Here is a 19,998-nt window from a genome sequence, read left to right as displayed (position 1 = left end):
ATCGGACCGGCGAACACGCCACCGGTGAAGGCCAGACCAGCAATACCGAGCACGCTCTTACGCAGCATCGTGTTCATGGGGGTAGCTCCATTCGGAGGTTGGCGCACACACGCCGACCGGGGGATCGGCTAACTGGTGTGCGCAAGCACCACGTCAGGCGCTCAAGGAAAGTCTTGGGGGATCATCGGCGCACGGGGCGGAGCCTCTTCGTCGCGCCGGGACCATGTACAACGACCGGCGGCCCACCATCATTCCGGGATCGGCACACCCACCTCGGCGGGCGGCCCCGGGGGCCGGCCACCCCGGCTGGCGGGGCGTCTTCCTCGGTCGTTCACCGGGATACAACGACCCCCGCCCGCCCGCCATTCCACCGTCAGAGTGCCGCCGACCACCCGCGAAACGGACACCCCGCCCAGGCCAACACCCGTCGGTGGAACGCCATGGAGGTGTCCGGGCGCCGGAGACATCCATGGCGTTCCACTCAGCCGCTGAGCGACGGCGGAAAACGGACATTCACCCCAGACCGCCGGGCAGTCTGGATGACCTGCCGCCCCGAGCAGGTTGGCCGGCGGCAACGGCCCGTCGGCCCCCACCTCATCAACACCAGGTCGCCGGCACCGGCCCCGGCAACCTCGCATACCGGACTCCGCCGCCACCGCGCGCCGGAGTCAACCAAGCAGCTCTGGAGCGCACAGGCCAGCGCTCATCGACTCCGGACACCGCCACCACGGCGAGCCGCAGTCGATCATGCGGCTCTGGAGCGCGCAGGGCTGCGCTCATTCAGCCGCCAGGTCGCGCCGCGTGGCGGGGTACCACGCGTGCCAGACACCGCCACCACGCCGCCCGGGCCCGCCGAGCACGGGAGCTGGAGCGGAGGAACAGGTCAGCGGCGGCCGTGGCGGGCGCGGAGGTAGTCGGAGACGACGTACTCGCCGAGGTCGTCGAGGTCGGGGGTGAACATCCGCCCCTTGGAGCGCCGGGCCACCGCGTCGACGAAGCGGCGCAGGCCCGGGTCGTCACCGAGCATGAACAGGTTGAGCGTGGCCCCGTACCGGGTCAGCTTGTCCACCTCGCGGACGGTCGCCTCGATGGTCTCCGGCAGCGGCGGCCAGTGGAAGTACGCCTCGCCGTCCTCCGGGTCGAGGTGGGCGGTGGGCTCGCCGTCGGTGACCACCAGCACGACCGGCTCGGCGCCCGGGTGCCGGCGCAGGTGCCGCCCGGCCAACCGCAGCGCGTGCTGGAGGTTGGTGCCCTGCTCCATGTCCGGCTCCACCGCGGCCAACTCCTGCTGGGTCAGCGGCATGGCCTCCCGGCCGAACCCGACGATCTGCAGGGCGTCCTGCGGGAAGCGGGTCGCCATCAGGTGCGATAGGGCCAGCGCGGTCTGCTTCATCGGCCCCCAGCGCCCCTGGGAGATCATCGAGTACGACAGGTCGACGCAGAGCGCCACCGCCGCCGACGCCCGCCGTTCGGTCTCCATCACCTCGAAGTCCTCGACGGCGAGCTGCACCGGCACCCCGGGGCCGCCCCGGCGGACCGCGCGGGTGAGGGTGCGGACCACGTCGAGGGGCTGCTCGTCGCCGTACTCCCACTGCCGGGAGGCGCCGCTCACCTCACCGGCCGCGCCGGCGGAGCGCAGGTCGTGCTGGCCGCGCGGGCCGGCGGTCAGGTCGGCGAAGACCCGGCGCAGGGCGGTGCCGGCGAGCCGGCGCAGCGCCTTCGGGCTGAGCGTCAGCCCCTCGGCGTCCCGGGTCACCCAGCCCTGTCGGCGCAGCTCGTTTTCCAGTTCGCGCAGCCGGCGTACGTCGTCGGCGGCGTCGCGGCCCAGCGTCCGGGCGACCGCCTCGACGTCGACGTCGTCCAGGGTGGCCCCGGGGTGGTCCTGGTCGAGGGAGTCGAGCAGCTCGTCCAGTTCGGCGATCTCGCCGAGCGCGCCGGTGGCCTCGCCGTAGCCGAGCGGCTGGTCGCCCCGGACCCGCTCGCCGCGCCGCCAGTTGAGGTCGGGGCGCAGCGACCGCAGGTGGGCGTCGAGCTGGGACAGCTCCCCGGCCAACTGCTCGCCGAGGGACTGGCGCATGAGCCCGGCCAGTTCCTCGCGCTGCCGGTCCGACAGCGACCGCATGAGCCGCTCCCCGGCCGCCGCCCGCCGGGCCAGCACGTCGATCAGCTCGTCGACGTCCTTCGGCCGCTCCGGGAAGAACTCGCCGTGCCGGCGCATGAACTCGGCGAACGCGTCGGTGGTGTCCTCCGACCGGGCGTGCCGGGCGAGCAGGTCGTTGAGGTCGCTCATCATCTCGGCGAGCTGCCGCTGGGCGGCCGGGTCGGCGGCGGCCCGCGCCGCGTCGCGCAGCCCGGCGAAGCGCTGCTCCAGCACGTCGCCGCGCAGCCCGTCGAGGATGCGCTGGTAGCTGGCGCGCGCCTCGTCGCTGGCCCAGTCGTACCCGGACAGCTCCTCGACGGCCCGGGCGGTCGAGCGGGGCAGGTTGTCCAGCACCGCCTCCGCGAAGCGGGCGTCGTCGCCGTCCCGCCCGCGCAGTTCCTCCCGCTCGGCGGCGAGGGCCTGGTCGAGCAGCGCCTGAGCGCGGGTCACCGCGCCGTCCAGGTCGCCCCGGCGCAGCGCCTCGCGGCGCAGCCGGCGGGCCCGGGCGGCCAGGTCGTCCAGGCCGCCGCGCCCCTGCGGGCCGCGCCGCAGCAGGTCGCGCAGCGCCTCCCGCAGGCTGCCGCCGGCGAGGACCTCCGCGCCGACCGCGTCCACCGCGGCACGTACGTCGTACGGCGGGGCGAGCGGGTCGGGCCCGCCGCGCCACTGCCCGTACCGGAACCGGTTGCCGGCCACGGTCAGCCCCGGCCGCCGTAGACGGTGCGCCCGGACTCGGTGACGTCCTTGCCCAGGCGGCGGGTGAGGTGCAGCCCCTCCAGGACGAACTCGATCCCGGCGGCGGCCTCCGCGGGGGTGGGCGCGTCGCCGAGGTCGAGCCGGTCGAGCACCTTGGCCAGCCCGGGCACGGTGCCGACCTGGCGGAGCAGCTCGGCCGAGGAGACCAGCTCGCCGGTCTCGATCTCGCCGCCCTCGGCGACCAGCGCGGTGAACCCGGAGAGGTCCAGCCCGGCCAGCCGGTCCCGGAACGTCTCGGCGGTGGCGGTCCGCAGCAGGTGGCCGAGGACCTCGATCTCCCGCCCCTCCTCACCGCTCTCGAACTCGACCTTGCCGCGCAGGGTGGAGGTCACCGAGACGGCGTCGCCGACCCGGGCGACCGGGGCCTCCTGGGCGGAACCGGCCAGCAGGCCGGCGCGGCGCAGCGCGGCGGCGGCGACGGTCTCGGCGGCGGCGATGGCGAACCGGGCGGAGACACCGGAACGCGGGTCCACCGACGGCGACTCCCGCACGGCGCGGGCGAACCGGGCGAGCACCTCCAGCACGTGCTCCGGGACGGTGGCGACCAGGTCGGCCTCCTGCCGGATCAGGGCCAGCTCCAGCGCCAGGTCGAGCGGGTAGTGGGTACGGATCTCCGCGCCGAAGCGGTCCTTGAGCGGGGTGATGATCCGGCCGCGGTTGGTGTAGTCCTCCGGGTTGGCGCTGGCCACCAGGAGCAGGTCCAGCGGGAGCCGGAGCTGGTAGCCGCGGACCTGGATGTCCCGCTCCTCCAGCACGTTGAGCAGCGCCACCTGGATCCGTTCGGCCAGGTCGGGCAGCTCGTTGACGGCGAAGACGCCCCGGTTGGTGCGCGGCACAAGTCCGAAGTGGATGGTCTCCGGGTCGCCGAGGGTGCGCCCCTGGGCGAGCCGGACCGGGTCGACGTCGCCGATCAGGTCGCCGACGCTGGTGTCCGGGGTGGCCAGCTTCTCGCCGTACCGCATCGAGCGGTGCAGCCAGCCGATCGGCAGATCGTCGCCGCGCTCGGCGACCAGGGCGCGCGACGCCGGGGTGAGCGGGTGCAGCGGGTGCTCGTTGAGCACCGAGCCGGGGATCACCGGGGTCCACTCGTCGAGCAGCGCGCCGAGCGAGCGGATCAGCCGGGTCTTGCCCTGGCCGCGCTCGCCGAGCAGCACCATGTCGTGGCCGGCGAGCAGGGCCCGCTCGACCTCGGGCAGCACCGTGTCCTCGTAGCCGACGATGCCGGGGAAGCGTTCCTCGCCGGCGCGCATCCGGGCCAGGAGGTTGTCGCGGAGCTCCTGCTTGACCGTGCGGTAGTGGTGGCCGGAGGCCCGCAGCTCGCCGAGCGTGCCGGGCAGGTCGGCGGGCGGGACCGGGGGAACCTGGTTGGGCGCAGTCACCCGACCAACGCTATCTCGGAAATCGGGCGCCGCCCGGGAAGCGCCGGAGGCCGGCCCCGCCCCGTGCCGGGACCGGCCTCCGGGCGCTCACCCCCGGCGGCGGAGCTGGTAGGCGTACGCGGCGGCGGCCAGCGCGACCGCCCAGACGGGCCAGAGGGCCATCGGCAGGGCGGCGGAGTTGCCCTCGCGGATCAGGTCGAGGAACTCCGGGGCGGCCAGCAGGTCCAGGCTGGCCGCCAGGACGGCGAGCGCGACCAGGCCGGCCGGGATCACGGCGAGGAGCACCGGCACCCGGCGACCCGCCAACCCGGGCAGCCAGCGCGGGAACCGCTCGCCCCACCGCGCCACCAGCCCGAGGGTGAGCACCGCGCCGACCACGCCGAACGCCCCCAGCCCGGCACCCGCCCAGACGGCCCCGTCGGCCCGCATCTCGGTGAGCGTCTCCCGGGACATGCCCAGCGGAACCCCGGCCAGCCACGCGAACCGGGTGACGGCGTACAGCACCGGGATGACGGCCGCCGTCCAGGCCGCCCAACGGCCCCAGCGGGCGGCCGAGGCGGGCGCGGTCCAGCCGGGCGGCGGCCCCTCGGCGGTCCGGCGCCGCCAGCTGAGCAGCGCGCCGGCCAGCAGCATCCCACCGGCGAGGGCGGCCAGGCGGGCGAACAGCGGCCAGGTGAAGACCTCGGCGTAGTCGACGGGGGGCCAGCCGAACGGAGCTCCGATGATCAGCATCGGGGCGTAGCCGAGCAGGGCCAGCACTCGCATCCCGGGAATCACCACCGCCAGCACCAGGGCCACGGCTGCGGCGTACCCGGTGAGCAGGACGCGCAGCGGCCGGGACGGCGGGCCAGCAGCACCGGTCATGGCGAGGGCGGCGACAGCCGCGATCAGCAGGACCGCCGCGAACAGGGGCGGGCCGACGGAGACCGGAACGTGCCGGAGCAGGCCGGCGGCGTCGCCGCCGTGGGGATCGTTGGCGCCGAACGGGTAACCCGCACCGGTCAGCGTCGAGAGCAGGGCGAGCACGCCCCAGCCGCCGAGCCAGGCGGCGGCCAGCGGGGCGGCCAGGTCGAGCCGCGTCCGGGCGGCCCGAGGGGGTGGGGAAACGGTCGTTGTCGTCATGCCCTCAGCCTCGGCCGGCCGGGCCCCGGATCCCTCCCGCGCCGGGGTGGACCGCCTCCCCCACCGGAGGGAGCGGTCAGCCGGTCGGCACCACGAAACCCGACTCGTACGCGGCGATCACCGCCTGGGTCCGGTCGCGCACCCCGAGCTTGGCCAGCACGTTGCCGACGTGCGTCTTGACCGTCTCCACGCCGACCACCAGCCGGTCGGCGATCTCCGGGTTGGACAGCCCGGCGGCCATCAGCCGCAGCACCTCGCCCTCCCGCTCGGTGAGCCGGGCCGCCCGCAGCCCGTCGGAGCCCCGGCCGCCGTACGCGCCGACGAGCCGGCGGATCGCCGCCGGGAAGAGCAGCGACTCGCCGGCCGCCACCACCCGGATCGCCTCCACAACCTCGGCCGGGCGGGCCCGCTTGAGCAGGAAGCCGCTGGCCCCGGCGCGCAGCGCGTCGTAGACGTACTCGTCGTTGGCGAACGTGGTGACCACCAGGACCCGGGGCGGGTCGGCGGAGGCGGCCAGCAGCCGCCGGGTGGCCTGGATGCCGTCGATGCCCGGCATCCGAACGTCCATGAGCACCACCCGCGGGCGCAGCCGGGCCACCAGCGGCGGCACCTCGGCGCCGTCCGCGGCCTCGCCGACCACCCGCAGGTCCGGCTGGGCGGCCACGATCGCCCGCAGGCCGACCCGGATCAGCTCGTTGTCGTCGACGATCAGCACGTCGATGGTCACCGGGTCTCCCCCCTCGGCGCCGGCAGGACGGCCCGGACCCGCCAGCGGTCGCCCTCCGGGCCGGCGGTGAGCCGCCCGCCGAGCAGCAGCACCCGCTCCCGCATGCCGTCCAGGCCGCGCCCGCCGCCACCCGGCCCGGTCGTGCCGCGCAGCCCGTTGACCAGCTCGATCTCCAGACACCCGTCGGGTACGGCCACCCGCAGGCGCACCGGCCCCCGGCCGTGCCGGGCCGCGTTGGTCAGCCCCTCCTGCACGATCCGGTAGCCCTCCCGGGACACCACGGCCGGCAGGTCGGCCAGTGCCCCGCTGACCCGGGACTCCACGGCCAGGCCGGCGGCCCGGGTGTCGGCGACCAGCCGGTCCAGCCCGGCCAGGGTGGCCTGCGGCGCGGTGGGCGCGGGCCCCCGCCCGTCGTCGTTCTCCCGGAGCAGCCCGAGCACGTGGTCCAGGTCGTCCATGGCGCGGCGGCTGGTCTCCTCGATGGCGCGCAGCGCCCGCCGGGTGAACTCCGGGTCGCTGTCGATCAGCTCGCGGGCGGCCCCGGCCTGGAGGGTCGCCACGGTCAGCGCGTGCCCCACCGAGTCGTGCAGCTCCCGGGCGAGCCGGTTGCGCTCGGCCAGCCGGGCGGACCGGGCCTCCAGGGCGGCGATCCGCTCGGCCTGCGCCGGACCGAGCAGCACCGGCGCCATCGAGGCGGCGAGCGCGCCCAGCCCGGCGACCGCATACCCGAGCGCGACCAGCAGGGCCAGCCCGGCCAGTCCCGCCGCGACCGGGTGGTCCGGGTCGAATGGGCCGAAGCCGTCGCCGGGGCCGACGCCGGTGTCGACGCCGGCCAGCCCGGCGAGGAAGACCAGCGCCATGGGGAACGCGCTGATCGCCGCGAACAGCACCAGCGCGCCGGTGAGCAGGTGCAGGGCGATCCAGAGCGCGGCGCGCAGCCGGGTCTCCCGGTCGATCCGGTGGACCGGGGCGGGCTCGGGCAGGTCGACCGCGAGCAGCGCCCGGGCGGCGGCGATCTCCAGCGCCCGGCTGCCGGCGAGGAACACCGGCACGGCGGCGAGCACGGCGGCCACCAGCAGCAGCCCGGCGCCGACCGGGCGGGGCACGTCGTCGTTGCCGAGCAGTTGCGCGAACGTCGCCGCGAGCAGCGCGTACGGCAGGGCGAGCACGCCGCCGAGGAGCAGGAACACGGCGCGTCGCCAGGTGCTCCCGCGCACCAGCGGCGCCAGCACGACCGGGACCGTCACCCGGTCATTCTGCCGCCGGGGAGCGCCCGCCGACTCCCCCGCGACGGGGAGATCGGGTCAGCGGTGGTCCTGGACATACCTCTCCGGGTCCTTGTCGCGGAAGGGCAGGTTGCGACCGTTCTTGTGCTCGCCGTAGAACCTCAGCCAGCGCGCCCCCAGCTCGGCCCGCAGCTCGACGCCGGCGTGCCGCCGGAAGTCGGGCAGCGCCTCGTCCTCCTCCTCGGCCAGGTGCTCGCTGTTCTCCCGGCGGGCCCGCCACACGGCCGCCCACCAGGCGTCCGAGCCGACCTCGTGCAGCTTCGACTCGGCGATGGCATCCCGGATCTTGTTGTGGTCGCCGATGGCGTCCTCGGTCTCCTCCGCCCCGTCGTCGCCGTGCCTCACCAGGTGCGGGTAGAGGATGGCCTCCTCCGCCTCGGCGTGGATGTCCAGGTGCAGGGCGAGCGCCTCCCACACGGCCAGCAGCTCGGCGGGGTCGCGGGCGTCGTCGAGCCGGGCGAACCCGCGGCGGAAGGCGGCGTGGTCGTCGAGGATCAGTGCGGTGATGTCGTCCATGGTGGTCACTTCCGGATGCGGGCGCGGATCAGCTTGGGTACGGCGGCCAGCCCGGTGACCGGGCGGAACGCGTGGGCGGCGGTGGCGAGCGCGGCGTACTCGTCGTCGGCCAGGTCGATCTCGGCAGCGGCCGCGTTGCGCTCCATCTGCTCGACCCCCGAGGCGCCGGGAATGGCCACCACGTTGGGGTGGCGGAGCAGGTACGCCAGGGCGATCTGGCTGGGCGTGGCGTCGTGCGCGTCGGCCACCTCGCGCAGCGTGGCGATCAGCTCGGTGCCCCGTTCCAGGTTCTCGGGCAGGAAGTACGGGTTGGCCCGCCGGACCGCCCCGGCGGGCGGGTTCCGGGCGTCGTACCGGCCGGAGAGGAAGCCCTGCCCCAGCGGGCTGTACGCGATGACGATCCGGCCGGCCTCCGCCGCGTACGGGATCAGGTCCTCCTCGGGGCCGCGGTCGATCATGCTGTAGCGGACCTGGTTGCTCAGCACCCGGCGGCCCAGCGCGGCCTCGGCGAACCGCCAGCGGCGCAGGCCGTAGTTGCTGACCCCGACCTCGCCGACCAGCCCGACGTCCTGGAGCGCGCGCATCCCCCGCATGGTGGTGGTGTCGGCGACCACCGGGTTGGGCTGGTGCACCTGGTAGAGGTCGATGCCGGTGACGCCGAGCCGGGCGGCCGAGGCGACCGCCCGCTGCTGCACCACCGGGGCGAGCGGCAGCACCGGAAAGACCTTGCTGGCCACCACGACCTTGGCCCGGTCGTCGCCGACGACTGCTCCAGGTCGCGGCGCGGCGTCAGACGCGCCGAGCTGGAGTGGTCGGAGCGCCGCGCCGAGGATGCGCTCGCTGCGGCCGAAGCCGTAGATCTCGGCGGTGTCGAAGAGGGTGACGCCCAGGTCGAGCGCCCGCCGGACGATCTGCGCCGCCCGCTGTTCGTAGTCGGGGCCGTAGCCCCACTCACGCGAGCCGAACTGCCACGTGCCCAGGCCGATCTTCGAGATCGGCTTGGGGGTGTCGAGCGGGACGTAGCGCATGGCTCCGAAGCTACGCCCGTCGGTGCGGCCGCACGCCGGATCGCCCCCGCGAGGCAGGATTGGCGGATGACGCCGCGCATCCGCCCCGCCCGCCCCGACGAGGCCGCCGAGCTGACCGAGCTGGCGTTGCGGTCCAAGGCGCACTGGGGCTACGACGCCGAGTTCCTGGCCCGGTGCCGCGCCGAGCTGACCCTCACCCCGCAGACGGTGGCCGACCATCCGGTGGCGGTGGCCGAGCGGGACGGCCGGCCGGTGGGGCTCGCGGTGCTGGCCGGCGATCCGCCCGACGTCGAGCTGGCCATGCTCTTCGTGGACCCGCCGGCGATCGGCACCGGCACCGGCCGCGCGCTGTTCGACCACGCGGCGGCCACGGCCCGCTCCCTCGGTGCACGGGTCCTATGGATCGAGGCCGACCCGGGCGCCGAGCCGTTCTACCGGCACGTGGGCGCGACCCCGGCCGGCACCTCGGTCTCCCCGTCCACCGGGCGGGAGCTGCCCAGACTCCGCTACGACCTGCACGCCGGCCGGGACTAGGGTCTGCACTCGTGACCTACCTAGCCAGCGAAGACCGTTACGACTCGATGATCTACCGCCGCAGCGGCCGGAGCGGCCTGCGCCTGCCCGCCATCTCGCTCGGGCTGTGGCACAACTTCGGGCCGGACCGCCCGTACGAGCGGCAGCGGGACATCGTCCGGCGCGCCTTCGACCTGGGGATCTCCCACTTCGACCTGGCCAACAACTACGGCCCGCCGCCCGGCGCCGCCGAGGAGAACTTCGGCCGGCTGCTCGCCACCGACCTGAAGCCGTACCGGGACGAGCTGGTCATCTCCAGCAAGGCCGGTTATCTGATGTGGCCCGGCCCGTACGGCGAGTGGGGCTCGCGGAAGTACCTGATCTCCTCGCTGGACCAGTCGCTGCGCCGGATGGGGCTCGACTACGTCGACATCTTCTACTCGCACCGGTTCGACCCGGACACCCCGCTGGAGGAGACGATGGGCGCGCTGGACGCCGTCGTCCGCTCCGGCAAGGCGCTCTACGTCGGCATCTCCAACTACAACTCCGAGCAGACCGCCCGGGCCGCCGAGATCCTCCGCGAGCTGGGCACCCCGCTGCTGATCAACCAGCCGTCGTACTCGATGCTCAACCGCTGGACCGAGGCCGACGGGCTGCTGGACACGCTGGACCGGGCCGGCGCGGGCTGCATCGCCTACAGCCCGCTGGCGCAGGGCCTGCTCACCGACCGCTACCTGGGCGGCATCCCGGCCGACTCCCGGGTGCGGACCAGCGTCTTCCTCAACGAGAGCGACCTCAGCGAGGAGAAGATGGCCACCATCCGCGGGCTCGCCGCGGTCGCCGAACGGCGCGGCCAGAGCCTGGCCCAGCTCGCGCTGGCCTGGGCGCTGCGCGACCCCCGGATGACCAGCCTGATCATCGGGGCGAGCAGCGTGGCGCAACTGGAGGGGAACGTCGCGGCGCTGGACAACCTCGACCTCGGCGTCGAGGAGCTGGCCGAGATCGACCGCCACCTGGGCTGACGCACGTTGTCGGACCGTGCCGCTAGGTTCCGTCCCGGACGGCCGCGCGGTGCGGTCCGGGACGAAGGGCGGACGTGGATGGGCGCCTCCGGTTGGAGCTACACCGTCCCCTGGCAGGCCGATCCGCAGGCCGCGCTGGTGGCGTTGCAGGAGCGGGTCTTCCACGACGGCGACTACTGGTGGGCGCTCGGTGACTACTGCCCCGGCGCCGACGACGTCGACGCGGCGCGCCGGGCCGCCGCCCCGCCGCCGGCCGACATCGACGAGCTGTGGAGCCATGAGCTGGTCCAGGAGTGCGGCAGCCACTCCATCCTCGACGTCGACGAGGTGCTCGCCCCCGGCGCGGCGCCGGCCTTCGGCGGGCTGCAAGCGCTGAGCGCCGAGGAGACGCGGGTGATCGCCGGCGCCGATCGGCTCACCCGGGAGCACCTGCCCGCGTTGGGCTGGGAACTCGTGGGCGAGCGGTGGACGGGGCGCTGGGCCGTGCTGCACGACGCCGCCGGCAACCCGGCCGAGCTGCACTTCTGGGGCTTCTCCGGGGACTGACCGCCGGTCACCAGATCCGGCGGCGGCCGGCGCGGTGGTTGCGGACTCCGCACGGCCGGCCGGCCGGCACGCTGCCGGCCCGCCGCAGCCGCAGCGCCACCAGGGCCGCGAGCAGCGCGGTGACCCCGGCCGCCGCGCCGACCACCAGCGGCCGGGGAACTCCGCCGGTGTCGGTCACCGCCGCCACCGGCACCCCCGCCGCCGGGTCGCCGGCTCCGCCGCCGGTCGCCGCCCTCGGCACGGCACGCGGGGCCGCCGCGCTCGCCGGGGGCGGCGCCGACCGCTGGGTACGCGGCCCGGACGCCGCCCCGCCGGACGATGACCGGAACACCACGTCGGAGCAGGAGTAGTAGGTGTCCTGGGTGTTGGAGTTCTGCCAGATCGTGTAGATGACGTGCCGCCCGGTGCGCCCGGCCGGCAGCCGCCCCGGCATCTCGTAGGCGCCGTCGCGGATCGGCGGATCGGTGACCGTCAGGAACGGCTCGTCCTCAAGATCGGCCCAGATCAGCCGGCGGGTCGGGGCGTACGAGTCGGTGGTGGCGTAGAACCGGAACGTGCCCTTGTGCGGGATCGTGGTGCGGTAGCGGAAGGTGTGCCGGGCCCCGGCGGTGAGCGTGGTGGCCGGCCAGTCCGCCCGGGGCAGGTCCAGCCCCCGGTAGGCGGACAGCCCGCCGCTGCACAGTTCCCCGTCGGGAATCCGCTCCCGGTCCCGACCGTCGATCTGGGCCACCCGGATGTTGTCCCACTCCCGCACGGCTGCTCCGGCGGCGATCGCGGCCCGGCAGGCCGGCGTGTCCGCCCGGCCACCCTCCGGACCGCAGGCGGCGGCCCGGCTCAGCGGGCTGGTGGGGGCGCCGTGCGCGCTCGCCGGCACGCCGGTGAGCAGCAGGGTCGCGGCGACGGCGGCGAGCGCGGCGAGCGTGCGGCGTACGGCCATGTCATCGACCTCCCGCGCACTGGTACGGGCGCGGGGCGGCAAAGGTTCGATCGGCGCGCCGGTGTGGCGCACTCCACGGCCGGCTCGGGTGTCCTGGCCGAACGGACGGTCGGGGCGGCGCCGGAGCGGGGCGGGGCCCTACAGTGACGGCACCCCGCGATCAAGGAGCGAGCCGTGTCCGAGCCGCCACAGACGCCAGATCCGCCCCGACCCGCCCCGGCGGCCGGGTCCCCGACCGGCGACGTCCACGCCGACGTCCCGCCGCACCTGCTCGTCCTGCCCGACGTGGCGGGCGCGCCGGCCGCGCTGCCGTGGCCCGGCCCGGAGGGGCAGCCCGCCTGGGCCATCCCGGTGGTCGTGCCTCCCGGCACCCGCGGCTACGCGCTCTTCGTGCCGCTGGTGCCGGTGGCCGAGGGAGAGCCGGTCGCGGCCCCCGGGCAGCCGGCCGCCCCGCGGATGCTGGTCCCCGCACCGGGCGTGCCCACCCAGGCCACTCCGCCGGCCGTCGAGAGCCCGACCCGGAGCGGCGCGACGCCCGTCCCGGCCACCCCCAGCGCCGGCGCGGCCGGCTCCGCTCCGACGTCCCCGACAACCGGCACGGCCGGGTCGACGCCGACGGCCCCGGCGCCCGGCGCGCCGTCGGGCGGCACCGCGTCCGGCGGGCGGCCGCCAGCCGGTGAGAACCCGCCGGCGGAGTCCGCTGACGGCGGTGCCGGCACGGAGACCGACCGCGCCGCCACGCCGGCCGGACCGCCCACCGCCGAGGCCGAGCCGGCACCGGCCAGGAAGGCCGGACCAGAAGCCCAGGCAGCGCCCATCCCGGCGACAGCCGCGACCCCGGCCGCCAGCACGACGGCACCGCCGCCCGCCTCCAGCGCCCAGCAGCCCGCCGCGGGACCGGTCCAGCCGGCCGCCGCGCCGCCGTATCCGGCGACCGGGTACGGGCCGCAGCCCTGGGGTGGCTACCCGCCCGGCTGGACGCCCCGGCCGCGCGGACCCCGGACCTCGTTCCTCGGCGCCCGCTGGCCGGGCCCGAAGCAGGCCACCGGTCGGGCGGTCCCGCTGGCGGTGCTGGCCGGCGCGCTCGGCATCGCGTTCTTCGTGCCGCTGAGTCGGGTCGGCATCGGCTGGTTCCTGGGCTGGCTCACGCTGACCCTCGGCGTGCTGGTCGCGGTGCGCCGGCGCACCGCCGAACTGCCCCGCGTCGAGCGGCTGATCCGCGGCGGGTGGGCGGCGGCGGCGCTGGTCCTGCTCGCCGTGCTGGCCTTCCGCAACGCCTGGTGGCTGGTGACGTTCTGCGTGCTCGGCGCGCTGGCCTGCGCCACCCTGGCGATCGTCGGCGGCCGGCTGGTCCGCTCGATCCTGTTCGGCCTGGTCGCCGCGCCGTTCGCGGCGTTCCGCGGCCTGCCCTGGGTGCGCCGGCACGTCACCGCCTCCCCGGAGGCCGGGACGGTCCGCAAGGTCACCGGGTCGGTGGTCGCCACCGTGCTGGTGCTGCTGGTCTTCGGCAGCCTGCTCTCCTCGGCCGACGCGGCCTTCTCCGAGGTGCTGAACGCCGTCGTCCCCGAGATCAACGTCGGTACGGTGTTCCGCTGGATCTTCCTGGCCGCGGTCGGCGGGCTGATCGCCGTCGCGGCGGTCTACACCCTGGCCGCGCCGCCCGACCTGTCCACGGTGGACCGGCCGAGCACCCGCCGGCTCGGCGTGCTGGAGTGGGCGCCGGCCATCGGGGCACTGACGCTGCTCTTCGTCGGCTTCGTGATCGTGCAGTTCACCGTGCTCTTCGGCGGCCAGCGCCACGTGCAGAAGGTCGCGGGGCTCAGCTACTCCGAGTACGCCCGCAGCGGCTTCTGGCAGCTCCTCTTCGTCACCCTGCTGACCCTGGCCGTGCTGGGCGGGGTGAGCCGCTGGGCCAGCCGCGAGCGGCCGGTCGAGCGCACCCTGCTGCGCGTCCTGCTGGGCCTGCTCAGCGCGCTCAGCGTGGTGATCGTGGTGTCGGCGCTGTCCCGGATGTGGACCTACCAGAAGGTCTACAGCTTCACCGGCGAGCGGATCTTCGTGATGGCGTTCGAGCTGCTGCTCGGCGCGGTCTTCCTGATGATCCTGGCGGCCGGCGTGCGCTGGCAGGGCCGGTGGATTCCCGGCACCACGGTGGCGCTGGCCGTGGCGATGCTGCTCGGCCTGGCCGTGCTGAACCCGGAGGACTACGCGGCGAAGCGCAACATCCTCCGGTACGAGCAGACCGGCAAGATCGACGCGTGGTACCTGCGGGCGCTCTCCGCCGACGCCACGCCCGCGCTGGCCAAGCTCCCCGACCCGGTGCGCCGCTGCACGCTGAGCTGGATCGCCGACGACCTCGAGGAGTCCGATCCCTGGTACGCCTGGAACCTGGGCCGGCACCGGGCCCGCCAGGCCCTCGACCGGGTCGGGCCGGACGCGATCGGTGGTCCGAAGGACTGCCGCCGGGCCGACCAGTTCGACCTGCCCAAGTCCCGCCGGTGACGCCGCCGGCCGGGCCGCGGAACGCCGTGGCCCGGCCGTCGGCGCACCCGGCGCGTCCGCGAACGTTCACCGCCCCCTCACGTCAGGGCCACGGCGGACACCGACCCCGCACCTACCTTCGGCTGCGCGAACGTCAATCGAGGTAGCGGAGGTTTTCCCATGTCCGTCCGTCAGCTCATGACGGTGCTGGCCGTCGGGGCGGTGCTGGCCGTGCCGACGGCCGCCCACGCGGCCCCCGTGGCCGGTCCCGGCGTGCTGCCGCAGAAGACCCACTTCGACCTGCAGGCGCATCGGGGCGGGATCGGGCTGACCACCGAGGAGACCCTGGCCGGCTTCGCCAAGGCCATGCGCCTCGGTGTCACCACGCTGGAGCTGGACACCCAGGTCACCCGGGACGAGAAGGTGGTCGTCACGCACGACCGGCAGGTCAGCGCGCAGAAGTGCCGCGACACCGGCCCGGTGACCCCGGGCGACCCGCAGTACCCGTACGTCGGGAAGTACATCAAGGACCTGACCCTGGCCCAGATCAAGACCATGGACTGCGGCTACCAGCAGCTGCCCGGCTTCCCGGAGCAGGAGCAGATCGCCGGGGTCCGGATGGCCGAGCTGCGGGACGTGCTGGACCTGGTGCGGAGCTGGGACGCCCACCAGATCACGTTGAACATCGAGACGAAGGTGGAGGCCGGCGCCCCCGAGCAGACCGCCCCGCGCGAGCTGTTCGTCCGCCGGGTCTTCGAGGAGATCCGCGCCTCGGGCATCGAGGACCAGGTCACCATCCAGTCCTTCGACTGGGGTGCGCTGCGGGTGATGCACCGGCTCGCGCCGCGCTGGCCGCTGGTGGCGCTGACCAACTACGACTTCCTCCAGGTCGGCAAGCCCGGCGCCTCGCCGTGGCTGGGCGGCCTGGACGCGGACGACTTCGGTGGCGACTTCGTCCGCGCGGCGGCCGCGATCCCCGGCGTGACCACCCTCTCCCCCAACTACGGCTTCCCGCAGAACGGCACGGTCGCCGACCCCGCCTTCCGCTTCTACCCGGACCCGAAGATGATCGCCGACGCGCACGCCCGCGGCCTCAAGGTCGTGCCGTGGACCTGCGACGACCCGGCCACCGTGGCGGCGCTCATGGACCTGGGCGTCGACGGGATCATCACCAACTACCCGAACCGGGTCCGGCAGCTCATGGCCGAGCGGGGCATGCGCCTGCCGAAGGCGTACGAGCCGCGCTGAGTCCCGGTGGAGGCGTCCGTCCCGCGGGGCGGGCGCCTCCACCGTCAGGCCGGGCCGCCGCCGAAGCCGATCTCGTTGCCGTCCGGATCGCGGAAGATCGCCTTGCGGACGCCGTTGTCGTAGGTCTCGCGCTCGTCCGGCGTCAGGCCGCGCTCGGCCATCTGCGCGAGGCGGGCGTCGAGGTCGTCGACGAAGACGGTGTGCATGGCGTGCCCGGCGTGCTCGGGCCGCACCTCGATGTACAGGTACCGGTGCTCGGCGAGCTCCCACACCGCCTCGGTGTCGTTCGGCAGGAACGAGGGCGGGGCGCCGAGGAGCCGCTCGTACCAGGCCGCCGCCGCACGGTAGTCGCGGACGGGAAGGCCCGCGAACAGATCTGCGGTCATGAGGCCATGCTAGGCATCAGACCGGGCCTCCACGGCACCCCGAGCTGGTGTAGAGAAGAGCCCGTGCCGCTGACGTTCCCCTCGCACGCCGCGCTGCCGCTGCCGCTCAAGCTCTGGCGACCCCGCTGGTTCGACGGCGTCGCCCTGGTCATCGGCTCGGCCGCACCGGACCTGGCATACGCCCTCGACGGCTCGGGGCTGCCCGTGTTCCCGCTCTCGCACCAGCCGGCCGGGCTGGTGCTGTTCTGCCTGCCCGTGACGCTTCTCTGCGCGGCGCTCGTACGCCGGGCCGCGCCGGCCGTCGCCGTCCACCTGCCGTCCCGACCCGCCGCGCTGGCCCTGCGTGACTACGGCGTGCTGGGCGTTTCCCGGCCCCGCCTGGCGGTCAGCGCGCTCTCGGCCGTGCTCGCGGCCGCGACCCACCAGGCGTGGGATCGCCTGACCGAGCACGCACCGCTGTTCGACTGGGCCTCGACGGTGCTCGGCGCGCTGGCCGCGCTGGCCCTCGCCGCGCACATCGGGCGTCGCGGGCTGCTGCGGGCGTGGCACGGCGAGCCGCGGTCCGCTCCGGCGCGACCTCGGCTGTTCTGGTCCGTCGCCGCCGCGGTGAGCGCCGCCGGGGCGGTGGTCGCCGCGCAGCTGCCGGGCGCGTTCCTGCCACACACCACCGGGAGCCGGCTGATCGGGGCGCTGGCCCTCGGCCTGATGGCCGGCGCGGGTGCCACGCGGCTGTTCCGCAGACCCGCCGCTTTCGCCCGCCCATGACCGGATTGTCATGCTCGGGGGTGTCGCGCCGGACGTCGGCGCGACCGGTCAGGGCTCGGCCAGCCGGACGTATCCGGTGGAGCCCACGGCCTCGATGTCCCAGTGCCGACCGAATGCCCGCGCCCCGCTGATCATGACCCGTCCGATCTCCTTGGGGACCTGCGGGTCGACCACCAGCTTGCCGCCCACCGCGTCGAGGCCGAGCATGCACCGGAGGAAGTTCAGCGGCGCGCCCGCCGCCCAGGCCTGCGGGCTGCACGCGGTGGGATACTGCACCGGCCAGGTCGAGCGCCCCCGCTGATAGCCGGCGATCGCCTCCGGCAGTCGGAAACTGAATGCCTTCGCCGCCTCCAACAGCGCCAGGCAGACCCGGTTCGCCTCCTCCCGGTAGCCGTAGCGTGCCATTCCGAGCACCGCGATGGAGTTGTCGTGCGGCCACACCGTGCCGAGGTGGTATCCGATCGGGTTGTACGCCGCGTCGTCCATCGACAGGGTGCGGATCCCCCAGCCGGAGAACACGGAGTCCGCCATCAACTGCCGCACCACCTGCCCGGCGCGCTCCTCCGGCACGATCCCACTCCACAGCAGGTGCCCCATGTTGGAGGTGATGGAGTCGATCCGATTCTTGTCACCGTCGATCCCGATGGCGTAGTACCCACCCCGCTCCTCGACCCAGAAATCCCGGTTGAACGCGGCCCGGAGCCGCTCGGCGTCCGCCCGCAGGCGCGGTGCCAGGTCAGGATCGTCGAAGGGCCCCTCAGCCAGCTCAGCCAGGCGCAGTTTCGCGTCGTACGTGTAGCCCTGGATCTCACATGTGGCGATCGGCAGGACCGGCAACCGGCCGTCGGAGAACCGGACGCCGTCCCACGAGTCACGCCAGCACTGGTTGCCCAGGCCCTCCGGGGACCGGGTCAGGTATTCGACGTAGCCGTCGCCGTCACGGTCGCCGTACCGGTCGATCCACTCGAGCGCGGCCAGGGCGTTGGGGCGCAGCGACCGGACCAGTTCGTCGTCGCGGGTGAACCGCCAGTACTCGGAGAGCAGGATGAGCCAGAGCTGGGTCGCGTCCGCGGTGCCGTAGTACGGGCTGTAGGGCCTCTGCCCGGTCCGCGTCAACTCGCCGTTGCGCACCTCGTGCAGGATCTTGCCCGGCTCCTCGTCGGTGAAGTCATCGACCTTGCGGCCCTGCAACCCGGCGAGCGCCACCAGGGCCCCCTTGGCCAGGCGTGGGCCGCCGATGAGCGTCTGGTAGGCCGTGATCAGCGTGTCCCGTCCGAAGAAGGTGAGAAACCACGGCAGTCCGGCTGCCGGCAGGGCGACCCGTTGTCCGTTCATTTCGGCTTCCAGGCGTAGGGCGACCAGGTCCGTGAGGGTCTGCTCGACGACCTGCTCGAACAGGTTGCTGTCGCTGCTGAATCGTGCGACCACCGAGCGCCACCGGGCGGCAGGATCGACGGCGCTGTGCCGGAAGACGTCCTCGAAGTCGCCGCGCACCGGCTCCACCACCCCCATGCCCGGCGGGAGGCCGACCTTCAGATCGACTCCCCAGTCAGCACCGGGCGGGAGGTCGAGCACCCAGACGAAGTCGTCACCGTCCACCCGGTCCGGCACCGGCGACGCATGCACCTCGGTCTGGGCGACGAAGTCGCCGTTCTCGTAGCGGAACAGCAGTCGACCGCTGTCCGCTCGGTGCCGTCGGGCGATGGCCTCGGCGCGTTCCCGCACACCGGATTTGATCTCCAAGAGGTCGGCGAAGTCGCTGCCGACCCCCAGCCGCAGCTCGACACGGACGGGTTCGGTGGCCGAGTAGTGCAGTTCGATCCGTTCGTGCAGGCCGTCCCCGAGATAGCGACGTCGGCGGACCGTGAGGGCGTCCGCCGGCAGGTCCGGCAGTTCCGGATTGGCCAGGTAGAACTCCGCCGAGTAGTGGTCGACCGTCCCGGAGCGGAGAACCAGCAGCGGTGCTCCGTTCACGGTGAGCATCCATCGGTTCAGCAGCCGGGTGTCGAGATGAACGAGCCCACCGATCGAGCCCACCGGGATGTCACCGATGGGGTCGGAGTACATGAAGGTGGCACCACTGAGCACGGCGATCGAACCCGGGTCGAGTTCGGGCGGAAGATCCCGCTGCCGCGCGCCGTTCCGCTTCGCCGCGGCGAGGTGAGGCGTCGGATCGGCAGGCGTCGGACGCTGGTCGGCCATGCGTTGACCGTAGGAACACAAGTCGTGGCCGGTCATCACCCGCACCGAGTGATTTCCAGAGGTGCCCAGCGGTCGAAAGCGCCGTACTCCGGACATCATGCCATCTACCGCCACGTCATGCCCACGCACGTGCCGATACGACGAAGGGCGTCCGTCATCGCTGACGAACGCCCTGATCGCTAAGGGTGGAGCCGAGGGGACTCGAACCCCTGACCCCCACACTGCCAGTGTGGTGCGCTACCAGCTGCGCCACGGCCCCTTGCGGTCGTCCCCGGTCGCCCGGGCACGGAGAGAACTATACACACGCCGGTTGGCATGGTCATCTCGCGGGGGTCCCCCACGGGCTGGCTCAGTTCAGGGCCACGTCCGGCGGGAAGTGGGCGACCGCCGCCATCATGCCACCCTGCCGCCGCAGCACCATCGGCCAGAGATCGTCCGGGCGGTCGACGAAGGCGTCGCCGGGGAGGGCGTCCAGCACGAACCAGGACCCGTCCTCGATCTCCCGCTCCAACTGCCCGGCGCCCCAGCCCGAGTAGCCGGCGAAGACCCGGATCCCGCCGACGGCGTCGCGCAGCTTCTCCGGGTCGACGGAGAGGTCGATGGTGCCGACCGCGCCGGAGACCCGGTGGAAGCCCTTCACCGGCTTGATCGGGTGGCGCATCCGGGCCAGGCAGATCGCCGAGTCGGGCTGCACGGGGCCGCCCTCGAAGAGCACCGCGGGGTGCCGGGCCAGGTCGCTCCAGTCGCCTAGGACGTCGGCCACCGGGACCTCGGTGGCCCGGTTGAGCACCACGCCGAGGGCGCCGCCGGGCTCGTGGGCGACGAGCAGCACGACCGTACGGTCGAAGTTCGGGTCCTTCAGCGCAGGCGTCGCGACCAGCAGCCGCCCGGTCATGGAATCCATGGCTCGGCCACCGATCGCCTGTCCCTCACCCTGCATGTCC

The 19,998-nt window shown here is 74.3% G+C and carries 17 protein-coding genes and 1 tRNA gene; 6 read left to right on the top strand and 12 right to left on the bottom strand.

The window, feature by feature from the left end:
- Positions 1-883 precede the first annotated feature (883 nt).
- The 7 genes from ABZV78_RS21025 to ABZV78_RS20995 all read right to left on the bottom strand — a co-directional run bounded on the left by ABZV78_RS21025 (position 884) and on the right by ABZV78_RS20995 (position 8,954).
- The gene (locus ABZV78_RS21025; RefSeq protein WP_355640919.1) at positions 884-2,836 is read right to left on the bottom strand and encodes a VWA domain-containing protein; all 1,953 of its coding nucleotides are present in this window, start codon (positions 2,834-2,836) and stop codon (positions 884-886) included.
- A gap of 2 nt (positions 2,837-2,838) precedes the next feature.
- Complete coding sequence (locus ABZV78_RS21020; RefSeq protein WP_355640917.1) at positions 2,839-4,275, bottom strand: magnesium chelatase; 1,437 nt, start codon at positions 4,273-4,275, stop codon at positions 2,839-2,841.
- An 87-nt stretch (positions 4,276-4,362) separates the two neighbouring features.
- Positions 4,363-5,397, bottom strand: coding sequence for a hypothetical protein (locus tag ABZV78_RS21015; RefSeq protein ID WP_355640915.1), 1,035 nt, complete (start codon positions 5,395-5,397; stop codon positions 4,363-4,365).
- Positions 5,398-5,473: 76 nt separating this feature from the next.
- Positions 5,474-6,124, bottom strand: a complete 651-nt coding sequence (locus tag ABZV78_RS21010) for a response regulator transcription factor (RefSeq protein ID WP_355640913.1) — start codon at positions 6,122-6,124, stop codon at positions 5,474-5,476.
- Positions 6,121-7,371: a histidine kinase gene (locus ABZV78_RS21005; RefSeq protein ID WP_355640911.1), complete on the bottom strand. Its 1,251-nt coding sequence runs from the start codon at positions 7,369-7,371 to the stop codon at positions 6,121-6,123. The genes ABZV78_RS21010 and ABZV78_RS21005 overlap by 4 nt, the downstream gene beginning before the upstream one ends.
- A gap of 57 nt (positions 7,372-7,428) precedes the next feature.
- Positions 7,429-7,926 (bottom strand): hemerythrin domain-containing protein, encoded by a 498-nt coding sequence (locus tag ABZV78_RS21000; protein ID WP_355640909.1) that lies wholly within the window; start codon positions 7,924-7,926, stop codon positions 7,429-7,431.
- A gap of 5 nt (positions 7,927-7,931) precedes the next feature.
- Positions 7,932-8,954, bottom strand: a complete 1,023-nt coding sequence (locus ABZV78_RS20995) for an aldo/keto reductase (protein WP_355640907.1) — start codon at positions 8,952-8,954, stop codon at positions 7,932-7,934.
- A gap of 66 nt (positions 8,955-9,020) precedes the next feature.
- Here ABZV78_RS20995 and ABZV78_RS20990 point away from each other — a divergent pair, with 66 nt between their 5' ends.
- The 3 genes from ABZV78_RS20990 (at position 9,021) to ABZV78_RS20980 (ending at position 11,035) form a co-directional block, all read left to right on the top strand.
- Positions 9,021-9,488 (top strand): GNAT family N-acetyltransferase, encoded by a 468-nt coding sequence (locus tag ABZV78_RS20990; RefSeq protein ID WP_355640905.1) that lies wholly within the window; start codon positions 9,021-9,023, stop codon positions 9,486-9,488.
- Between the two features lie 11 nt (positions 9,489-9,499).
- The gene (gene mgrA, locus ABZV78_RS20985) at positions 9,500-10,489 is read left to right on the top strand and encodes an L-glyceraldehyde 3-phosphate reductase (RefSeq protein WP_355640903.1); all 990 of its coding nucleotides are present in this window, start codon (positions 9,500-9,502) and stop codon (positions 10,487-10,489) included.
- Between the two features lie 78 nt (positions 10,490-10,567).
- Complete coding sequence (locus ABZV78_RS20980) at positions 10,568-11,035, top strand: hypothetical protein (protein WP_355640901.1); 468 nt, start codon at positions 10,568-10,570, stop codon at positions 11,033-11,035.
- Positions 11,036-11,042: 7 nt separating this feature from the next.
- Here the strand turns inward: ABZV78_RS20980 and ABZV78_RS20975 are convergent, their stop codons facing one another.
- Positions 11,043-11,972, bottom strand: coding sequence for a lytic polysaccharide monooxygenase (locus tag ABZV78_RS20975; RefSeq protein ID WP_355640899.1), 930 nt, complete (start codon positions 11,970-11,972; stop codon positions 11,043-11,045).
- Positions 11,973-12,146: 174 nt separating this feature from the next.
- Between ABZV78_RS20975 and ABZV78_RS20970 the strand changes: the two genes are divergently transcribed.
- Entirely contained in the window at positions 12,147-14,474 is a 2,328-nt protein-coding gene (locus tag ABZV78_RS20970; protein ID WP_355640898.1) for a DUF4153 domain-containing protein, read from the top strand.
- Between the two features lie 159 nt (positions 14,475-14,633).
- The gene (locus tag ABZV78_RS20965) at positions 14,634-15,701 is read left to right on the top strand and encodes a glycerophosphodiester phosphodiesterase family protein (protein WP_355640896.1); all 1,068 of its coding nucleotides are present in this window, start codon (positions 14,634-14,636) and stop codon (positions 15,699-15,701) included.
- 44 nt (positions 15,702-15,745) lie between these two features.
- Here the strand turns inward: ABZV78_RS20965 and ABZV78_RS20960 are convergent, their stop codons facing one another.
- The gene (locus ABZV78_RS20960) at positions 15,746-16,087 is read right to left on the bottom strand and encodes a VOC family protein (RefSeq protein ID WP_355640894.1); all 342 of its coding nucleotides are present in this window, start codon (positions 16,085-16,087) and stop codon (positions 15,746-15,748) included.
- Positions 16,088-16,150: 63 nt separating this feature from the next.
- On the opposite strand from ABZV78_RS20960, the gene ABZV78_RS20955 reads away from it, so the two are divergent.
- Positions 16,151-16,852: a DUF4184 family protein gene (locus ABZV78_RS20955; protein WP_355640893.1), complete on the top strand. Its 702-nt coding sequence runs from the start codon at positions 16,151-16,153 to the stop codon at positions 16,850-16,852.
- A 48-nt stretch (positions 16,853-16,900) separates the two neighbouring features.
- On the opposite strand, the gene ABZV78_RS20950 is transcribed toward ABZV78_RS20955, so the two are convergent.
- The 3 genes from ABZV78_RS20950 to ABZV78_RS20940 form a co-directional block, all read right to left on the bottom strand.
- Complete coding sequence (locus ABZV78_RS20950) at positions 16,901-19,054, bottom strand: glycogen debranching N-terminal domain-containing protein (RefSeq protein WP_355640891.1); 2,154 nt, start codon at positions 19,052-19,054, stop codon at positions 16,901-16,903.
- A 186-nt stretch (positions 19,055-19,240) separates the two neighbouring features.
- Positions 19,241-19,313, bottom strand: a tRNA-Ala gene (locus ABZV78_RS20945).
- 90 nt (positions 19,314-19,403) lie between these two features.
- On the bottom strand, positions 19,404-19,994 hold the full coding sequence (locus ABZV78_RS20940; protein ID WP_091259972.1) for a YqgE/AlgH family protein: 591 nt from the start codon (positions 19,992-19,994) through the stop codon (positions 19,404-19,406).
- Positions 19,995-19,998: the final 4 nt, after the last annotated feature.

This window comes from Micromonospora sp. NPDC004540 (assembly GCF_040610095.1).
Lineage (GTDB): Bacteria > Actinomycetota > Actinomycetes > Mycobacteriales > Micromonosporaceae > Micromonospora.
Note: the sequence above shows the minus strand (reverse complement) of the source record. Positions and strands in the feature narration are given on the sequence as shown.